Here is a 17,131-nt window from a genome sequence, read left to right as displayed (position 1 = left end):
CTTGCCGTCTTGAAGCATCTTGAATGATTTTGTGTATATAAGTCATAAAAAATAAACGGGGCATATGGCTGGACGAATTCCACGCGTATTTATAAATGACCTGCTGGCAAGAACCGACATTGTCGATCTCATCGACGCGCGGGTAAAGCTGAAGAAGCAGGGCAAAAATTATCACGCGTGCTGTCCGTTCCATAACGAAAAAACCCCCTCTTTCACCGTAAACGGTGAGAAACAGTTTTATCACTGCTTTGGGTGTGGCGCACATGGCAACGCCGTCGACTTTCTCATGAACTACGACAAGCTCGAGTTTGTGGAAACCGTCGAAGAACTGGCCGCAATGCACAACCTTGAAGTGCCCTATGAAGCAGGCAGTGGCCCTAGTCAGATAGAGCGCCATCAACGGCAAAGCCTTTATCAATTGATGGACGGCCTGAACACTTTTTATCAACAGTCTTTGATGCAACCCGCCGCTACCCCCGCGCGCCAGTACCTGGAAAAGCGAGGATTAAGTAGCGACGTTATCACCCGTTTTGCTATTGGTTTTGCGCCCCCCGGCTGGGACAACGTCCTGAAACGGTTTGGCGGCAATGCTGAGAATCGTAAATCGCTGGTCGATGCGGGAATGTTGGTCACCAACGATCAGGGACGCAGTTACGATCGCTTCCGCGAACGGGTGATGTTCCCCATCCGCGACAAACGTGGTCGAGTCATTGGTTTTGGTGGACGCGTGCTGGGCGATGCCCTGCCGAAGTATCTCAACTCCCCGGAAACCGATATTTTCCATAAAGGTCGCCAGCTGTATGGCCTTTATGAAGCCCAGCAGGATAACGCCGATCCGCAGCGCCTGTTAGTGGTAGAAGGCTATATGGATGTGGTGGCGCTGGCGCAATACGGCATTAACTACGCTGTGGCATCCCTTGGGACGTCAACCACCGCCGATCACATCCAGTTGTTGTTCCGCGCGACGAACAACGTAATTTGCTGTTACGACGGTGACCGTGCCGGACGCGACGCAGCATGGCGCGCGCTGGAAACCGCACTGCCCTATATGACAGACGGACGCCAGCTACGCTTTATGTTTTTACCTGACGGCGAAGACCCCGATACGCTGGTGCGTAAAGAAGGGAAAGAGGCCTTTGAAGCCCGGATGGAGCAGGCGCTGCCACTCTCCGCGTTTTTATTTAACAGCCTGATGCCACAGGTGGATTTGAGTACCCCAGACGGACGCGCACAGCTCAGCACGCTGGCATTACCGCTGATTACTCAGGTACCAGGCGAAACGTTGCGCATTTATCTGCGACAGGAGTTGGGAAACAAGCTCGGCATTCTCGATGACAGCCAGCTTGAACGTTTAATGCCAAAACTGGCAGAAAATGGGGCTTCCCGCCCTGTTCCACAGCTAAAACGTACGACCATGCGTATACTTATAGGGTTGCTGGTACAGAACCCGGGGCTCGCCCCGCTGGTTCCACCGTTAGGCGCACTGGATAGCGATAAGCTGCCTGGACTTGGCTTATTCAGAGAACTGGTCAACACTTGTCTGGCTCAGCCAGGTCTGACCACCGGACAACTTTTAGAACACTATCGTGGCACAAATGATGCTGCGACCCTTGAAAAACTGTCGATGTGGGACGATATAGCAGATAAAGATATCGCAGAAAAAACCTTCACCGACTCACTCAACCATATGTTTGATTCGATGCTTGAGCTGCGCCAGGAAGAGTTGATAGCTCGTGAGCGCACACACGGTTTAAGCAGCGAAGAACGCCGGGAACTCTGGACGCTGAACCAGGAACTGGCCAAGAAATAACAGAAAGACAAAAGTATTTAACGGCTTAACTGCCGAATATCGCTCGGGAAGCCCCCGACAGCCGCACGGAGAGGCAGCGGCAAAATATAAGTATGCCCTCGTTTTGCCGTTGGCGGTTTTACCGCCCAACACCAATCAAACGAATTAAGTGTGGATACCGTCTTATGGAGCAAAACCCGCAGTCACAGCTGAAGCTACTTGTCCAACGTGGTAAGGAGCAAGGCTATCTGACCTATGCCGAGGTCAATGACCATCTGCCGGAAGATATCGTCGATTCAGATCAAATCGAAGACATCATCCAAATGATCAATGACATGGGTATTCAGGTGATGGAAGAAGCACCTGATGCCGATGATCTGCTGCTTGCTGAAACCTCCAACAGCACCGATGAAGACGCGGAAGAAGCGGCTGCCCAGGTTCTGTCCAGCGTTGAGTCCGAAATCGGCCGTACAACTGACCCGGTCCGCATGTACATGCGTGAAATGGGTACCGTTGAACTGTTAACCCGTGAAGGCGAAATCGACATCGCTAAACGCATCGAAGACGGGATTAACCAGGTTCAATGCTCCGTTGCCGAATACCCGGAAGCCATCACCTACTTGCTTGAGCAATACGATCGTGTAGAAGCTGAAGAAGCGCGTCTTTCCGATCTGATCACCGGCTTTGTCGATCCGAACGCGGAAGAAGACATGGCGCCAACGGCGACACACGTCGGTTCTGAGCTCTCTCAGGAAGAGATGGATGACGATGCAGACGAAGACGAAGAAGATGACGACGACAGCAGCGATGACGACAACAGCATCGACCCTGAATTAGCGCGTGAAAAATTCGGTGAACTGCGTACTCAGTACGAAATAACTCGCGACACCATCAAAGCGAAAGGCCGCAGCCATGCTGCCGCGCAGGAAGAAATTCAGAAGCTGTCTGAAGTGTTCAAACAGTTCCGCCTGGTGCCGAAGCAGTTCGACTACCTGGTAAACAGCATGCGCGTCATGATGGACCGCGTGCGTACTCAGGAACGTCTGATCATGAAGCTCTGCGTTGAGCAGTGCAAAATGCCGAAGAAAAACTTCATCACCCTGTTCACTGGCAACGAAACCAGCGAAACCTGGTTCAACGCGGCAATCGCGATGAACAAACCGTGGTCTGAAAAACTGCACGACGTGGCAGATGATGTTCACCGCGGACTACAGAAACTGCAGCAGATTGAAGAAGAAACCGGCCTGACCATCGAGCAGGTTAAAGACATCAACCGTCGCATGTCCATCGGTGAAGCGAAAGCCCGCCGTGCGAAAAAAGAGATGGTTGAAGCGAACTTACGTCTGGTTATCTCTATCGCCAAGAAATACACCAACCGTGGTCTGCAGTTCCTGGATTTGATTCAGGAAGGTAACATCGGTCTGATGAAAGCGGTTGATAAGTTTGAATACCGTCGTGGTTACAAGTTCTCTACCTATGCAACCTGGTGGATCCGTCAGGCGATCACCCGCTCGATCGCGGATCAGGCACGTACCATCCGTATCCCGGTACATATGATTGAGACCATCAACAAGCTCAACCGTATCTCCCGTCAGATGCTGCAAGAGATGGGCCGCGAGCCGACGCCGGAAGAGCTGGCTGAACGCATGCTGATGCCGGAAGACAAGATCCGTAAAGTGCTGAAGATCGCTAAAGAGCCTATCTCCATGGAAACGCCGATCGGCGACGATGAAGATTCGCATCTGGGTGATTTCATCGAGGATACCACCCTCGAGCTGCCGCTGGATTCTGCTACCACCGAGAGCCTGCGTGCCGCAACGCACGACGTTCTGGCTGGCCTGACCGCCCGTGAAGCGAAAGTTCTGCGTATGCGTTTCGGTATCGATATGAATACCGACCACACGCTGGAAGAAGTCGGTAAACAGTTCGACGTTACCCGCGAACGTATCCGTCAGATCGAAGCGAAAGCGCTGCGTAAACTGCGCCACCCGAGCCGCTCTGAAGTGCTGCGTAGCTTCCTCGACGATTAATCTCGCCGCATAAGCATAAACGCCACCGCAAGGTGGCGTTTTTCTTTATAGTCCCCGCCTGGCCAGGGCGTCATTCACTTCCCGATACGCCTCCACCAGTTTATCCAACGTAATCCGGCTTAACCCGCTGGGATTCGGCAAAACCCATATTTGCGTCGCGCCAATAGTCAGCGTTTGTTTTCCCCACTGCGCCCCACGCTGGCTGAGGCCCTGCTCAAATGCCTGCTTCCCAAGGATTGCGAGTCCGGCGGGCTGATACTCTTCTATTTTCTCAATGAGCTTAAGACCGCCGTTGCGCATCTCCTGTAACTTCACTTCATTGGCTTGCACCGTCGGTCTGTCGACAAATTTAGTCACGCCGCAACGGAAGTCCAGCAAGTGTTGTGCCTCTTCGGGTTTGAGCTGGCGATCGGTAAATCCCGCCTGATGGATGACCTTCCAGAAGCGATTAGCGGGATGTGCAAAGGGGAATCCTGTACCTGCGGAAGACAACCCCGGATTGATGCCGCAAAACACCACCCGCAGCCCCGGCGCCAGTATGTCCTTAACCATAATTACTCCCATCAATACATCAGAGGAACAAGTATAACGGACTGAAAATACATTGTTTATAAAAACAGCATCCGTACGCTTATGTCTGGATTGCAACGCGGAGTTACTTTATAATCTACCGCCACGGCCCCTTAGCTCAGTGGTTAGAGCAGGCGACTCATAATCGCTTGGTCGCTGGTTCAAGTCCAGCAGGGGCCACCAAATTTTAGCTTTAAAATCATATAATTAAGCCACTCGAAAGAGTGGCTTTTTTATTTAATAGAACCTCATTGGCAGCAAAATGGCAGCAGAATTTTTACTGCCTCCAATAAAAAACCCGCCGAGGCGGGTTTCTTGTTAGAAATTCATGTGGCCTTGACCACTGTTTAATGGGTGTGGCGGAGCGTGATCGATTAGTCCAGGGGTGACAATAAAGCGCACCACTGTTTCATGTGTGACAAAGGTGGTGCCACAATTAATATTCTGGCACTGGCAGTAACGCTCCTTAGTGTTATCAGATACCCGAAAGCTGCTACGAGTATGCGCCGCATGTCCACATTTCGGACAATTCATCATATCCGTTTCCCCCACCAATTCCTGCAATCACATAATGATACACTACACATCCATTTTGTGAACAAATTCATTCCATTTCTAAATCATCAATCTTTACTTCAAGCTCTATGCTGGTCGTAAATCCATTATCCGGGCTGACAGAATGCGTCAGGGTGGTAATGGTCCATTCTGCATCATCGATTGGCTGCTTAAACCCTGTAACCTTCACCGGCATTTCCGTATAGAGATCAGCCCGCCCCTCAGCGAGCTGCAGGGAAAATGAAGCAACCCCACGCTGCAGACGTTCCCACTGCATTTTTGCTGCGCGCTCTGCATTGCTCCGGTTGGCGTAGGTACGATTAAGAACCAGCACATTTTCATCCGTTCCCACCAGATAATCGCCCTGTTTTGCTTCCGGCTCTTTGGGTGTGGTGGTTTTCTTTCGACGACGCTTAACACTGGTTGTCTCTTTTTTCCTGGGTTCACGCGTATGCAACCAGCTGGCAATAACACCGGTATAGGCACCACGATCAGCAAGGGTGAACCGATGACCGTCACCGGCTTTGCGCGTTATGGTGATAACCGGCAGCGGCTTGCCGCTCGCCGTTCTTCCCTGTCCCTGCCGGATAAACAGCAGATTCCCGTCCTTAACGGAAGCAATCGCCCCATACTGTCTCGCCAGTTTCATCAGAAAACTTGCATCGCTTTCATTGGTCTGGTCCAGATGATCCAGCGCCTTATCCGTCAGGTCTTTACCCAGCGCCACTTTGAGGTTATGCCGGGCGGCGATTTCCTTTACCACCTCCCCCACCGTTGTCTGATGCCATGATTTTTCGCGCCGTGTATTGAGGGTTTCACGGAAATCTGCGCTACGCGCCCGGATGGTCAGCCGGTCAGGGGCTCCGCTGTGTTCAATTTCATCCACGGTAAAAGCCCCTTTAGGGAAAAGCGGCTGGCCTTTCCAGCCCAGCGCCAGCTGAATCACTGCCCCACGTCGCGGCAGAGCAATCAGACCGTCGGCGTCGTCCAGCTCCAGATCAAGCTGGTCCGCTTCAAAGCCCCGGTTATCCGTCAGCGTCAGACTCATCAGGCGGGTATCCAACACGGTCGTCACGTCCTTACCTTCAATGACGACACTGAATGCCGGGCTTTTACTGTTCAGATTCAGGAGATCAGAATTAACGTTCACTGCAGCAATCCTCCAACCGTGTTTTTAATCCCCTCAATAGCAGAAGCTGCAGAGTCCTGCAGGTTGCTGAGCTGGTCACTCAGACTCCCGAACATGTCAGACAGCGACTCATCAACCCGTTTGAGGGTGATCGTAAACTCAATGCGCCTGGGCATTCCGCTTGCAAAAAACTCCGTCTTTGTCTGGCTCAGACTTTCAATAACAAACATGCCGTAAATGGTTCCGCTGCCTTCAATCAAAGGCCAGGCTTTGCCCTGCTCTGCCATCAACTCCAGCGCCAGCAATGACAACCTGCCTCCGGTCACTTCCGGCAGCAGAACCCCGGACAGTGTCAGTGAATCATTATCCGGGCCAAGAAACTGCGTTGACGGGCGGCGATTCACCCGGCTGTTGGCTGCATGTCGCCAGCTACGCTGATACTGAAGCTCCTGATAAGGGACAGTGCGCAACATAAATACATATAAACCCAGCACCATCATCATGATTCATACCCCCCCTGATCGCTGAAATTGCTCCGCGCTTTTACCCTGGCCCTACGTTCCCGCTCATCAAGCTGGCGTGCCACTTCACGGGCAATATCCTGCGCACTCTGTCCCGGCTGCGCGACAATATGAATAGGCGCATTTATCTCATAACGAATAACTGACGGCGGGCTGTCATCCTTAACTGGCTGCGTCTGGTATGCCCTAGCAGGCAGACTGAACGGATGAAGCGGAGCCGCTTCTGCAGGTGTAGCAGCTACCCCCATCACGCCTGCAACGACAGAGGCCAGCGCAGCAGTACGCCGCCTGCTGGTGACATTTGCCGGTCCGTTCACAATTTCAGGGCCATTTTCTCCAACAATGCCAAACTGCCCGCGTGGAATGCTCCCGCCCGTGTCGTACATCCCCGCGTAAGCCGGGAACCCGCCGGGCGGTAACATCACGCTGCCGTTACCGCCTACCGTGGCAGGCGTCTGATTTGGCAACCGGGCGCTGGCTGCCTCCTTATTGACCAGGCCCAGCTTTTCAAGCAACCAGACCACGCCGGATTTCAGAGACTCCAGCGGATGCAGCGCCATGTCCAGCCCTTCTGCCAGCATCTCCCCGAACAACCGCCCCATTGATGCCGCATTCTGCAGCTCTGCCGCCGTCGATTTGACCGGCGTCAGCAGATTAGTGAACCACCCCCATAGCTCCCGGACCTTATCCCCTACCCATTGAAAGATGGGCATTAATGGTGCAAATGCTGTCAGAATTGGCGCAGCTGCCGCTTTAAACCCTTCCACCACGCCACCCAGAAAGGCGCTGATAGGCTGCCAGTATTTCCAGACCACCAGTGCCACCCCAGCCAGCGCCGCCACAACCAGGCCGATCGGACTCAGCAGCGCCCCAAGCAAACTCCCCACTGTGAACAGCGCCACACGGAGTAACGCCAGCGGGCCAGAAACCAGTAAACGCAGCACGCCGCCGGTGCGGGTCGTCGCTGCAGCGGCAGAAGGTAACGCCTTAACCGCCAGCATCGACAACGCGAACCGAATCACCGCAATCGGCCCCAGCACTGCAGCCACCGCCACCGCAAGCGTGCCCAGCCCAACAGTTATCGCTGCCGTGGCTGCAACCACTTTCATCAGCGTGCCAGCCAGCACAGGATTCTGTTCAACCCAGCGCCGCAGCGCCCCGGTCACGTTCTTAACCATGGACATAATGTCCATCAGTGGCTGCCGCAGGGTTTCCCCCAGGCTACTGAAAGCATTCTGTGCGCCCGTCTTAACCAGCAACCACTGCGCGGACAATGAATCCTTGTTGATGTCGGATTCTTTCTGCATGGAGCCATTAGCACCACTGCCTGATGTGAGTTCAAGCTGGCGCTGCAGCTCCGGCAGGTTGTTAGCCAGCTTTGCCGCATCATCCCCAAACTCCTTACCAAAAATCATCGTCATTGCAGACAGCCGTTTGTCTTTCGGCAGGCTGTTAACCTTCTGCAGCACATGCTGAATAGTGCCCATGGCATCTTTGGTCATCTGCTTTTCAATCACTTCCGGATCGAGTTTCAGCAGGTCCATACCTTCAAAGAAGCGCTTACTTTGCATGGTGGCAATGGACAGTTCGCGCACCATGGCATTGGAAGCGCTGGCGGCAATTTCAGGCGCAGCGCCCAGAGAAAGGAAGGTTGAACCCAGCGCCGCCGCTTTGCGGAAGTCGAGGCGGTCAGCTACGCCCCCCATGCGCTGCAGGACGTTGATAATGTCGCCGCCCTTTGACATGGCGTTATCGTCCAGGTAGTTCAGCGCATCGCCCAGCTGCTCAATATTGCGCGTCGGCACTTTATACAACTGCGCAATTTTCCCCAGCCCCTCCGCCAGTTCATCGGCGGGCAGTTCAAAAGCGGTTGCCGCTTTCGCTGCCGTTGAGGCAAAGGCCAGTAAATCGCGCTTCTGGTCCTCAAACGGATCATCCTGATTGGTCACGCCCATGCGGGCGCCACCCTCAACCAGTGCTGCGTAGTCAATCGCGCCATTCTCCATCGGCAACTGTTCACTGGCAGCTTTGATGGCGTCCTGCATTTCATAAAACTGCTTTGTGCGGTTGCCGTTGTCGTCCCGCAGGCCATTGACCTGTTTTGCCACGCCTTTCATGGCATCTTCCATGCTGGCATAGCTCCTGACCGCCGCCACAACCGGCGCACCCATCGCAGCACCGGCGGCTGCCGTGGTCGCCCCAGCGCCCGCAATGCGATCACGAACCTCAAGACGGCGGGAATACTGCTCACGGACAGCATTCATTTTCGCCTGCTGTTCGCCCAGACGTTTCAGGGATTTCTGCTGACGCTCCAGAGCCTGCCTTGTTTCATCTGCATTTTTCCGCAGCTCCCGCTGTGCGCTACTTAACTGTTTAGTATCGATCCCAGATTCTTTCAGCGCCTGCCGCTGTCTTTGTACCGAACCCAACAGACCGTTGTATGTCTGCTGCAGTTCCTGTACGCGGGTTTTCGCCTGGCTAAATAACTTGGCCTGCGCAGCGGTTGGGCGGTTTGTTGCAGCAAACTGAGTAGCAAGTTTTGCGGCTTCTTCGCGTGCGGCGTTGAGATTTTTTGCAGTAATAGCAAGCTGAGACCTGGTTTTACGGAATTCATCAATACGCCCGGCCTGTTTATTCAGTTCTTTCAGGCTGTTCCGGGTGGTTTGAAGCACAGCAGCCAGCTCCCTTGAGCTGGCCTGCGCGGATCGAAATGGGCGGGTGAGCTTGTCAACCGCATTCAGAATCACCTGCAGACGCAGGTTATTGTCACTCATCGCTGGCCCCGCTTCTCTGAATCGCTTTGTGCCGCCACTCCAGCACCTCAGTCAGCGGCATAACGTCAGTGATGGACGGCGACCAGTGAAAGATGGTGGCGATATCCGCCACCAGGTCATCAACCGTCAGGCTGTCGGTAAACCGGCAAGTACCGACTTCTTCAACAAAAAAGTGACCACCTCTACCGACAGCGAGGTGAGATCGGCGGGGTCCAGTTCTGCCATTTCCTGTGCGGTCAGCGTCGGGGTGGAGATACGCGGGATCACTGTCATCATAGCCCCCACGTCCATATCCATAATGGCCTGCAGACGGGTGCCACGCAGTGCGCCGGACTGCGGCTTGCGTAGCACAATTTCGGTAATTTCAGTTTTACCGCGCATGATGGGGGTATCCAGTTTTACGGTCTTTTCAGTCAGTTTGTCGCTCATGTTCGTTTCCTGTTAATAAACTACTGGCGCGGCTGCCCGCGCCGTTAAGTTAAATCAGAGGCCAAGGGCGTTACGGTGTGCTTCCATCAGGTCCACGCCGTCAACGATTTCAATCATGTTGACCAGATCAACCTCATAGAGCACTTCGCCGTTAATGGTCAGCTTCGCGTAACTGTTGGTGCTGCTGACTTTGGTGGTGCTGCTCTCGCCGGTTTTCCACTCGCCGGAATCCACTTCTTTATGACGCCCGCGCACAACCAGCTCAATGGCCTGCACTTCGCCGGTATCATCACGCTGAATAGAGCCGGTGAAACGCAGTTGGATGCCGTCAACGGTTGCCTTGCCCATCTGCTTGAATAACAACAGTTCGGTGCCGCCGATTGAAAATTCCGTGTCCAGTGCGCCGTCATCCAGCCCCATATCCACATCCACCGCGCCCGGCATACCGCCGCCGCGATACTTCTCAAACTTGCGGGTGAATTTCGGCAGAGTCAGGGACTCAACGATCCCCTGCCAGTTGTTCCCGTCGTTGAACAGGTTCAGGTGTTTTAACTTGCGTGGTAATGCCATGTATCCCCCTTATGCGCTGACGCGGCTGGCAAAATCGACCAGGTAGCGATCGGTGATGCGCTGGCGCAGCATCAGATTTTCAAGCGGCGGCACAGGCGTGTAGTCGTAGTCGATGGTGAGCTTCCCGGCTTTCAGGGAGTCTTTATCGTTCACTGACTCATCCAGCCAGCAGTCAGCCCCGATGAGGTATCCCTGATTTACCAGGCTGCGTAATTTGGCGCGAATACCTTCGATAATGTCGCGGGCCAGTGACGGATTCAGTGGCTTATCCACCGCCCACATATGCCCCTCTGCAATCGTGTCAGCCAGCACCTGCGCCGTGCGGGTGTAGTTCTCAAACGCAAACAAGGGATCGTCACTGAGGCAGCGGGAACCCCAGAAGCGGAAGCCGTCTTTGCAGATCAACGTGGTGACGTCGTTCTGGTTCAGCAGTCCCGCGTCCGTTGCTGGGTCCTGCAGATCCCAGAACACATCAGCGGAAATGCCGGTAACGCCGTTCACACCCACGTTGGACAGGGTTTTGTGCCATCCGGTCTGTTCGTCGATTTTGGCGCGCAAACCGAGCGCACGGGCGGAGGCGTAAGCCGTCGCATCGGCTTTCAGAACGGTGTCAAAGTTGATGAAATCAGGCCATATCAGCATCCCCTCTCGCTGGCTGAAATTGTCCCGGTAAGCAATGGCTTCCTCCACCGTCTTACAACCATAGGCGGACAGGTAAGCAAACCCGCGCAGGCTCTGCGCCACACTCATCAGCTCAGTCGCAACCGCCTGCGTGTCGTGCCCAGGCACGCCGAGAATACGCGGCTTAACTTTCAGCTGCGACTGCGCAGAAAGCAGCGCTTTCATACCCGTTTTTTTACCGTCAGACGTGACACCACCGATAATATTGGAGGTGGTTTCCGCTTCGGTTTCGCCCTGCGCCACGCGCACAACAACGGTCACGGGTTTAGCCTGGTCTGCAATCGCATCCAGCGAACGGGCCAGCGTGCCGGACTCACCCGCTTTGCCGCTGGCGGTCAGCACATCGGTCAGAAGAACCGGCTTATTGAGAGGAAACACGGACGCATCAGCATCATCGCCGGTGCAGACCATGCCCACGATAGCGGTGCTCACCGTGGTGATAGATCGGGTGCCCTCGTTGACTTCAACAACGCGCACCCCGTGGTGGTAATCCTGAGCCATAAGGCATTATCTCCGGTTGACAGGGATGCCTTATGTTCTGGTTGATACGCACACGGCGCACGTGTTTCTGCCTGTACCATCACTGACACAATAACAGGGTTTTCAGCCTGGTTGGCTGGCGGGAAATTTCTTATACAGCGTGGAAATACCCACATCGAAAAGCAGAGCCACGCGCTGACGTGTTTCACCTGCAGCCAGTAGCCGCCCTGCCTGCGCCCATTGTTCCGGCGACAACTTTGGACGGCGCCCACCGATTCTCCCCTGCGCCCTTGCTGCAGCCAATCCCGCACGGGTTCTTTCCACAATCAGTTCACGTTCCATTTCAGCCAGGGCGCCCATGATGTGGAAAAAAAATCGCCCCATGGGTGTCGAGGTATCAATGCTATCCGTCAAACTGCGGAAATTAACAGCCCGCTGCCGCAGCTCCTCAACGAGAACCACCAGATGCCGCATACTGCGCCCAAGTCGATCAAGCTTCCAGACAACCAGCGTGTCCCCCGGCGACAGGGTTTTAAGCAGCTTTTTTAACCCTGGACGTTCTGACGTTTTACCGCTCATTTTATCTTCAAAAATCAGCTCACATCCTGACCGTTCCAGCGCGTCACGCTGCAGCGCCGTGTTTTGCTCATTTGTTGATACACGCACATACCCAACCAGCATTCACTTTCCCTAATGCAAAAGCCCAAATGATGCCAGTCAGACTGTAAAACTGCATTTTCTTAAACGTTCAATTGGGAGAAGCGGCAAAACGGGATGTGGGGACCGGGGAAAACCAGATACCTGATATGTCTTCTTTCGTCTTCTCTGTATCCGGTGGGGTCAATATTTACCGATTCCCGAACAGGATGTGTATCCAATGGGGGAACAGCAATACCGATGCAAATGGCGGTGCCATTGTCTCTCTTCCCGTCGCAATGTCAGCGTATGTCCCTGTGGTGATTGAAGGGCTATCGGGAAACTGGGCGGGGAATGGAGGGGTGTATGACTTCTTCACGGTATATGGTGCACAAGTTTCCACAGCGTCTTCATTTCTCGCTAAATCATCTTCATATCGTGGCAGTGACGGTAAATTTGTCGCTCAGTCTACTAACTTTAACTGGGTTGTGGTGGGGACTATCTGATGCACACTTTCGTTTATAGCTCAGAACAGAACGCATTCTGGTTCGCTGATAGCACGTCAGCACCTGCTGATGTGGTTTCTGTTGAGAAATCTGTTTTTGAAGAGTTTTGTGTTACGCCTCTGGATGGAAAGCGTCGGGTTGCCGGTGATGATGGCCTCCCGTCCTGGGAAGAGATTCCACCACCAACGGCAGAAGAAATTAAAGCCTCGGCAATTGCAGCGGCTGAGCAACAAAAATCCCAGCTTCTCGCTGAAGCATCAGAAGTTACCCGGGGATGGCAGACTGACCTGCTGCTTGGCACCATTAGTGATGTAGACAAGGCAAAACTCATTGAGTGGCGAGCTTATGTTAAAAAACTGGAGGCGGTGGATACCTCCAGCGCGCCAGAGATTAACTGGCCTGTTCCCCCGGAGGTGTAGGCCATTCGATACCGGGTGCGGCGCTGGTATCTATTGCTGTCACCGCATCGATATAGTCCATCCAGGCGTTAAGGCTGGCGGATTCATCATCCGTTAGCTTACGCCCCATCAGTAGCTTGGTTTGCCAGACGGTAATCTTCTGCCTGGACTCCTCCAGCAAGAATTGTTTATGCGCCTCAGCCTGAGCAATATATTGTTCTCTCGTCGGTTCTGGCACAGGAATGACAGAAACAATTCCGGAGTCATCGACTGAAAATGTGGAGCCGGGTGCGCGGCCCATTGCTTTTCTGTACTCATCCTCTGATACGTCTATCGCGCCAGTAGGTATTGACTCATAGCTGCCATCTTCAGGATAAAACAGCCCTTCAAAATATTTATATTTCATTTTAGTTCACCTTATTAGCAGCCAATTGCCCACCAAAAACAGTTCTCCGGTACACCACCTGGTGCATAGTTCTGTATTCTTATTTGTTGAGTGCCCTCCGGGCTCACCCCCATTCCGGCATTTGAGCCTGGAGCGCCCCGGCCGCCACTGGCCCACAAAATTTCATTTGGAAACGCTTCATTGACGTTATATGCAGCATTACTGCCCGGAGCAGTAGCAGTTATGCCCCACTGAAATACCAGTTTCTGTTTGCCTCCCCCGACACCGATAACATCTATCTTAAAAACCCCGTTGGGTAGCACAGTAGCCCGAAAGCTGGCCATGTCCGGAATGCCATTAATTAGCCCTGCATCAACATTCCGTTTTGCCGCTGTTCCCAAACCAAGGTTTTTGAGAAACTCTGAAACATCAGCAATGTCTTTTCCATTGGCTGCCTTGTCCATCTTTCCGGCAAGCGCATTTGTCATGGTGGTGGCAAAATTAGGATCGTTTCCCAGCGCCGCCGCCAGTTCGTTAAGCGTATCGAGTGCAGCTGGAGAAGATGCCACCAGTGCAGCAATTGCCGCCTGCACAAAAGCCGTGTTAGCAAGTTGCATGGAATTATTGCCTGCCGCTGCCGTCGGTGCTTTTGGCGTACCAATGAATGTCGGACTGGCTTTTGGCGCATATTGCGTATGCGGATCTGCAGCAGCAAGATGTTTTGCCATCAGATCATCCACATACACCTTAAGCTCCAGCACCTTGTCATCCACATATTTGCGGGTTGCCAGAACCACAGCAGGGTCAATTTTCAGGATGATGTTATCTGTGCTGCTGGTAATCAGCACCATGCGTACGGTCTGCGTGCGTCCGCTGCCCTCAACGAGCTGCGGCTTATAGCTTTCCGGGCAATTCCCGACGGCAATCAGTGCGCCGTTTTCATCAAACAGGCCGACTTCACGAATCCACCACCCGCCCTCATTTTCCGGGATCACCTGCTCAGCAATAATCTGGCTGCTGTTCTGTGGGTCGATATACAGCATATTCAGCGCTGCGCGGCGTTCCTCAGCCACTAACGCGGTCTGTTGCGCGTTGGGTGTGGGCAGCACACCGCCACCGCTGCCCACCGCCATATGGGTAATTTTTAGTGGGACACCGAGCGCGGCGGCGCTTGCCAGTTTCGCCGCGCCGATATCCGTCAGCAGGGTATAAAATTTTGCGCTCATGGGTTCACTCTCATTGTGTCGATAACATGGACGGCGCCGCCCTCGTAGGCAGTGCCACCGGAAATGATGGTTTCGTTGATATACGGGTAGATCGTGATTTCTTCGCCGGTATAAGTGGCTGCACCCACAAAATACGGGCCGCCTGTCTGCAGGTTGATGGACATGCCAACCAGATGACGGCTGCACGGTTTGGCATCACCGATCAGACGCTCCAGCTCCAGATAGGTTTCTTCTGTTATGCCCTGGTCCTGCACGCCAATATCCAGACGGAACGTCCCCGGCGTTTCGCCAGTCTGCCACCACTCAATGATGCGGATCAGAAAGCCGAACGGCTCCACCACGCGCCGCACGGCGCTGGTTGTCCCCTTGTGCTGATGGATATAAAACGCGTCCTGCACAACGCGGCGCTTGACGCTTTCTGTCCAGCTTTCATCCCAGCGGTCAACAGAAAACGCCCAGGCCAGATAGGGCAGGAATCTGATCGGACAGGTTGCCGGATTCCACAAATCACGCAGCGATACCTGCAGATCGGAAATCCCGCTGCAGGTCTGCGCCAGTCGGCGCTCAAGCGGCGACGAACCCGGCGGCAACAGACTATTCATCCGTGCCCCCGTTGGTAACGCTCCATTCGGTACAGGATGCCGCCTGCGTCTTATCCAGCACCACATCCTCCAGAGGGGACGCCAGTTCCACACGCTGGACACCCTCCACGTGCAACGCGGCATAAATGGCGCTGCGGCGGATATCACGTCCCAGCCGTGTCTGACTGGCGATGTATTTCTGCAGGCTGGCTTTTGCCTCTGCCATCACCGGCTCAGCCTCCGGCCCCGGATAAAGGAATATCGTCGCATCCACGTTGTACGGAATAATTTCAGCGCTGCGCACCGTCAGGCGGTCTGCCACCGGACGCACCTTTTCACTGTTAAGCGCCTGCTCAACCACCGCCAGCAGGTCAGCCCCTGCCGTACCGTCACCCTCACGGCTCAGCACGGTAAGCACCACCTCTGCCGGTGCCGGACTGGTTGCGCTGGCATCAGCCACCCGCCCGTCGGCACTTCTGGCGTGGAACTCATAGGCTCCCGTCGGCCCTGCAACGGACAGCCCCTCAAATGCTGCAGGAATGCGCTGGCGTAATGCTTCATCACTTTCCATCACTGCGGCGACCGGCGGCACCGCGTCATTATCTGCAGGGACTACCGTCAGGCGCTTCACGTTGCAGTTGCCTGCCAGTTGTTCAAGGTCATTTCCCATGGAATAGGCCACCATGACCGCCTGCGCAGCCTCATTAATTCGCTGACGCAGCAGGATTTCGCGGTAAGTATTTTCCTGCAGCAATTTGGTGACAGGTTCTGACTCCAGCGCTAACGTGCGCATAACAGCCTCCTGTTCATCAGCCGGATGGAGGGCCACAAAGGCGGCCTTGCGTTCTGCCAGCAATGCCTCAAAGTCCGGCACGTCCACAATCTGCGGCGGCGGTAGCCGGGAAAGGTCAATGACTGCCATTGTCTGCTCCTGTTGATACGGAAAGGGAAACCGGTGCGCCGTTATTGCCGTGTCCGGTAAGTTCAACCACCATAGAGCCGTCAAAATTGCCGTTGATGGTGATGGAGTCCAGCGTAAGTCGCGGCTCCCAACGGTTCAGCGCCACATAGACCGCAGACATAATCTGCAGGCGCAGCGCCGGGTTCTGCGGCTGGTCAATCAGGGCAGACAGCAGGGAGCCATATTCCCGGCGTGCAAGACGGCTGCCCTGCGGCGTCAGCAGAATATCCCGCACCGACTGGCGCAGATGGTCTGTATCTGCAATGGTCTGCCCGTCATTCCTGCTCATACCGATATACAACGTCATACCGGCCCCCCCGTGTTGTCGCCACCTTTCAGAACGCCAGTATGCTCATGGTCATCAACTACGATCCCGTTAGAACTCATTGCGCCGCCGCCCTGAGTGACGCCGCCGTTGATCACCACCTCGCTGTTAATGCGCGTGGTGTCAGCCTCCACCACAAACTCACCGGTTTTGTAGGTGACACTGTCTGATGCCTCGATCACCATGGATTTGATGCCCCTGACATGCCACCGTCCGGTGGCGGGTTCATACTCAAACCATCCCCCGTCCGGGTACTCCGTCACGCAGCCGTCCACGGAATCCGACGGTGGCGGAAACTGATTGGAGTAGATAGCGGGCAGCACAAAAGCGGTTTCCAGATTGCCGCCCATGCTCAGCACCACCACCTGCTCATCCGGCGACGGACACCACCATGTACGGGCACCACCGGCGCGCAGCGTCAGCCAGTTAATCCAGTTAGTTTCAAGCTCGCCCACTTTCACCCGACACAGCCACTTTTTCCGGTCCACTTCGGTCACAGTGCCGGTGCGGATCAGATTGGTGATAAGGCGCATAATTTCGGTCAGTTGTGCATTCATAACGAAAGGTTGCCATCAGAGGGAAAAG

Annotated in this window: 19 protein-coding genes, 1 tRNA gene and 2 pseudogenes; 6 read left to right on the top strand and 16 right to left on the bottom strand. The window is 54.4% G+C overall.

The genetic code is table 11. The annotated features are described in order from the left end of the window. Positions 1-64: 64 nt before the first annotated feature. Both dnaG and rpoD read left to right on the top strand, forming a co-directional pair. Positions 65-1,810 (top strand): DNA primase, encoded by a 1,746-nt coding sequence (gene dnaG, locus HV345_RS03690; protein WP_181636260.1) that lies wholly within the window; start codon positions 65-67, stop codon positions 1,808-1,810. Between the two features lie 164 nt (positions 1,811-1,974). Then, positions 1,975-3,819, top strand: a complete 1,845-nt coding sequence (rpoD, locus tag HV345_RS03685) for an RNA polymerase sigma factor RpoD (protein WP_016154549.1) — start codon at positions 1,975-1,977, stop codon at positions 3,817-3,819. A gap of 45 nt (positions 3,820-3,864) precedes the next feature. On the opposite strand, the gene mug is transcribed toward rpoD, so the two are convergent. Next, positions 3,865-4,371 carry a G/U mismatch-specific DNA glycosylase gene (gene mug / locus HV345_RS03680; RefSeq protein WP_181636259.1) on the bottom strand — a complete coding sequence of 169 codons (507 nt, stop codon included), beginning with the start codon at positions 4,369-4,371 and terminating at the stop codon, positions 3,865-3,867. Positions 4,372-4,496: 125 nt separating this feature from the next. Between mug and HV345_RS03675 the strand changes: the two genes are divergently transcribed. After that, positions 4,497-4,572, top strand: a tRNA-Ile gene (locus HV345_RS03675). A 135-nt stretch (positions 4,573-4,707) separates the two neighbouring features. Here HV345_RS03675 and HV345_RS03670 read toward each other — a convergent pair. The 9 genes from HV345_RS03670 to HV345_RS03630 form a co-directional block, all read right to left on the bottom strand. Next, the gene (locus HV345_RS03670; protein ID WP_058215518.1) at positions 4,708-4,926 is read right to left on the bottom strand and encodes an ogr/Delta-like zinc finger family protein; all 219 of its coding nucleotides are present in this window, start codon (positions 4,924-4,926) and stop codon (positions 4,708-4,710) included. Between the two features lie 67 nt (positions 4,927-4,993). Beyond that, positions 4,994-6,094: a phage late control D family protein gene (locus tag HV345_RS03665; RefSeq protein ID WP_181636258.1), complete on the bottom strand. Its 1,101-nt coding sequence runs from the start codon at positions 6,092-6,094 to the stop codon at positions 4,994-4,996. Then, positions 6,091-6,576, bottom strand: coding sequence for a phage tail protein (locus HV345_RS03660; protein ID WP_119922112.1), 486 nt, complete (start codon positions 6,574-6,576; stop codon positions 6,091-6,093). The genes HV345_RS03665 and HV345_RS03660 overlap by 4 nt, the downstream gene beginning before the upstream one ends. After that, the gene (locus tag HV345_RS03655; protein ID WP_181636257.1) at positions 6,573-9,368 is read right to left on the bottom strand and encodes a phage tail tape measure protein; all 2,796 of its coding nucleotides are present in this window, start codon (positions 9,366-9,368) and stop codon (positions 6,573-6,575) included. Before HV345_RS03655 ends, HV345_RS03660 begins: the two co-directional genes overlap by 4 nt. Then, complete coding sequence (locus HV345_RS03650) at positions 9,361-9,480, bottom strand: GpE family phage tail protein (protein WP_001397628.1); 120 nt, start codon at positions 9,478-9,480, stop codon at positions 9,361-9,363. The genes HV345_RS03655 and HV345_RS03650 overlap by 8 nt, the downstream gene beginning before the upstream one ends. Positions 9,481-9,494: 14 nt before the next feature. Continuing rightward, entirely contained in the window at positions 9,495-9,797 is a 303-nt protein-coding gene (locus HV345_RS03645) for a phage tail assembly protein (protein ID WP_119922114.1), read from the bottom strand. A gap of 54 nt (positions 9,798-9,851) precedes the next feature. Continuing rightward, positions 9,852-10,367, bottom strand: a complete 516-nt coding sequence (locus HV345_RS03640) for a phage major tail tube protein (RefSeq protein ID WP_016150797.1) — start codon at positions 10,365-10,367, stop codon at positions 9,852-9,854. A 9-nt stretch (positions 10,368-10,376) separates the two neighbouring features. Continuing rightward, positions 10,377-11,549 carry a phage tail sheath protein gene (locus HV345_RS03635; protein WP_181498501.1) on the bottom strand — a complete coding sequence of 391 codons (1,173 nt, stop codon included), beginning with the start codon at positions 11,547-11,549 and terminating at the stop codon, positions 10,377-10,379. Between the two features lie 102 nt (positions 11,550-11,651). After that, positions 11,652-12,209: a recombinase family protein gene (locus HV345_RS03630; RefSeq protein WP_040234046.1), complete on the bottom strand. Its 558-nt coding sequence runs from the start codon at positions 12,207-12,209 to the stop codon at positions 11,652-11,654. Positions 12,210-12,262: 53 nt separating this feature from the next. On the opposite strand from HV345_RS03630, the pseudogene HV345_RS03625 reads away from it, so the two are divergent. The 3 genes and pseudogenes from HV345_RS03625 to HV345_RS03615 all read left to right on the top strand — a co-directional run. Further along, positions 12,263-12,346, top strand: a pseudogene (locus HV345_RS03625) (phage tail protein); the annotation flags it as partial. Further along, positions 12,335-12,670 (top strand): hypothetical protein, encoded by a 336-nt coding sequence (locus HV345_RS03620; protein WP_181636256.1) that lies wholly within the window; start codon positions 12,335-12,337, stop codon positions 12,668-12,670. The pseudogene HV345_RS03625 and the gene HV345_RS03620, both read left to right, overlap by 12 nt. Continuing rightward, positions 12,670-13,089 (top strand): tail fiber assembly protein, encoded by a 420-nt coding sequence (locus HV345_RS03615; RefSeq protein ID WP_181636255.1) that lies wholly within the window; start codon positions 12,670-12,672, stop codon positions 13,087-13,089. Before HV345_RS03620 ends, HV345_RS03615 begins: the two co-directional genes overlap by 1 nt. Here the strand turns inward: HV345_RS03615 and HV345_RS03610 are convergent. The 6 genes and pseudogenes from HV345_RS03610 to HV345_RS03585 form a co-directional block, all read right to left on the bottom strand. Continuing rightward, complete coding sequence (locus HV345_RS03610; RefSeq protein ID WP_181636254.1) at positions 13,061-13,474, bottom strand: tail fiber assembly protein; 414 nt, start codon at positions 13,472-13,474, stop codon at positions 13,061-13,063. The two genes, HV345_RS03615 and HV345_RS03610, sit on opposite strands and share 29 nt — an antisense overlap. Before the next feature lie 361 nt (positions 13,475-13,835). Continuing rightward, positions 13,836-14,679, bottom strand: a pseudogene (locus HV345_RS26340) (phage tail protein); the annotation flags it as partial. Then, positions 14,676-15,281, bottom strand: coding sequence for a phage tail protein I (locus tag HV345_RS03600; protein ID WP_001397640.1), 606 nt, complete (start codon positions 15,279-15,281; stop codon positions 14,676-14,678). The pseudogene HV345_RS26340 and the gene HV345_RS03600, both read right to left, overlap by 4 nt. Beyond that, positions 15,274-16,182: a baseplate assembly protein gene (locus tag HV345_RS03595; protein ID WP_086550362.1), complete on the bottom strand. Its 909-nt coding sequence runs from the start codon at positions 16,180-16,182 to the stop codon at positions 15,274-15,276. Before HV345_RS03595 ends, HV345_RS03600 begins: the two co-directional genes overlap by 8 nt. Continuing rightward, positions 16,169-16,528 carry a GPW/gp25 family protein gene (locus tag HV345_RS03590; protein WP_181636253.1) on the bottom strand — a complete coding sequence of 120 codons (360 nt, stop codon included), beginning with the start codon at positions 16,526-16,528 and terminating at the stop codon, positions 16,169-16,171. Before HV345_RS03590 ends, HV345_RS03595 begins: the two co-directional genes overlap by 14 nt. After that, positions 16,525-17,103 carry a phage baseplate assembly protein V gene (locus HV345_RS03585; protein ID WP_046669933.1) on the bottom strand — a complete coding sequence of 193 codons (579 nt, stop codon included), beginning with the start codon at positions 17,101-17,103 and terminating at the stop codon, positions 16,525-16,527. Before HV345_RS03585 ends, HV345_RS03590 begins: the two co-directional genes overlap by 4 nt. Positions 17,104-17,131: the final 28 nt, after the last annotated feature.

Source organism: Citrobacter sp. RHBSTW-00986 (assembly GCF_013783065.1).
Taxonomy (GTDB): Bacteria; Pseudomonadota; Gammaproteobacteria; order Enterobacterales; family Enterobacteriaceae; genus Citrobacter; species Citrobacter braakii.
The sequence above is the reverse complement of the archived record's forward strand: the minus strand, read 5'-3'. Positions and strand labels throughout refer to the sequence as shown.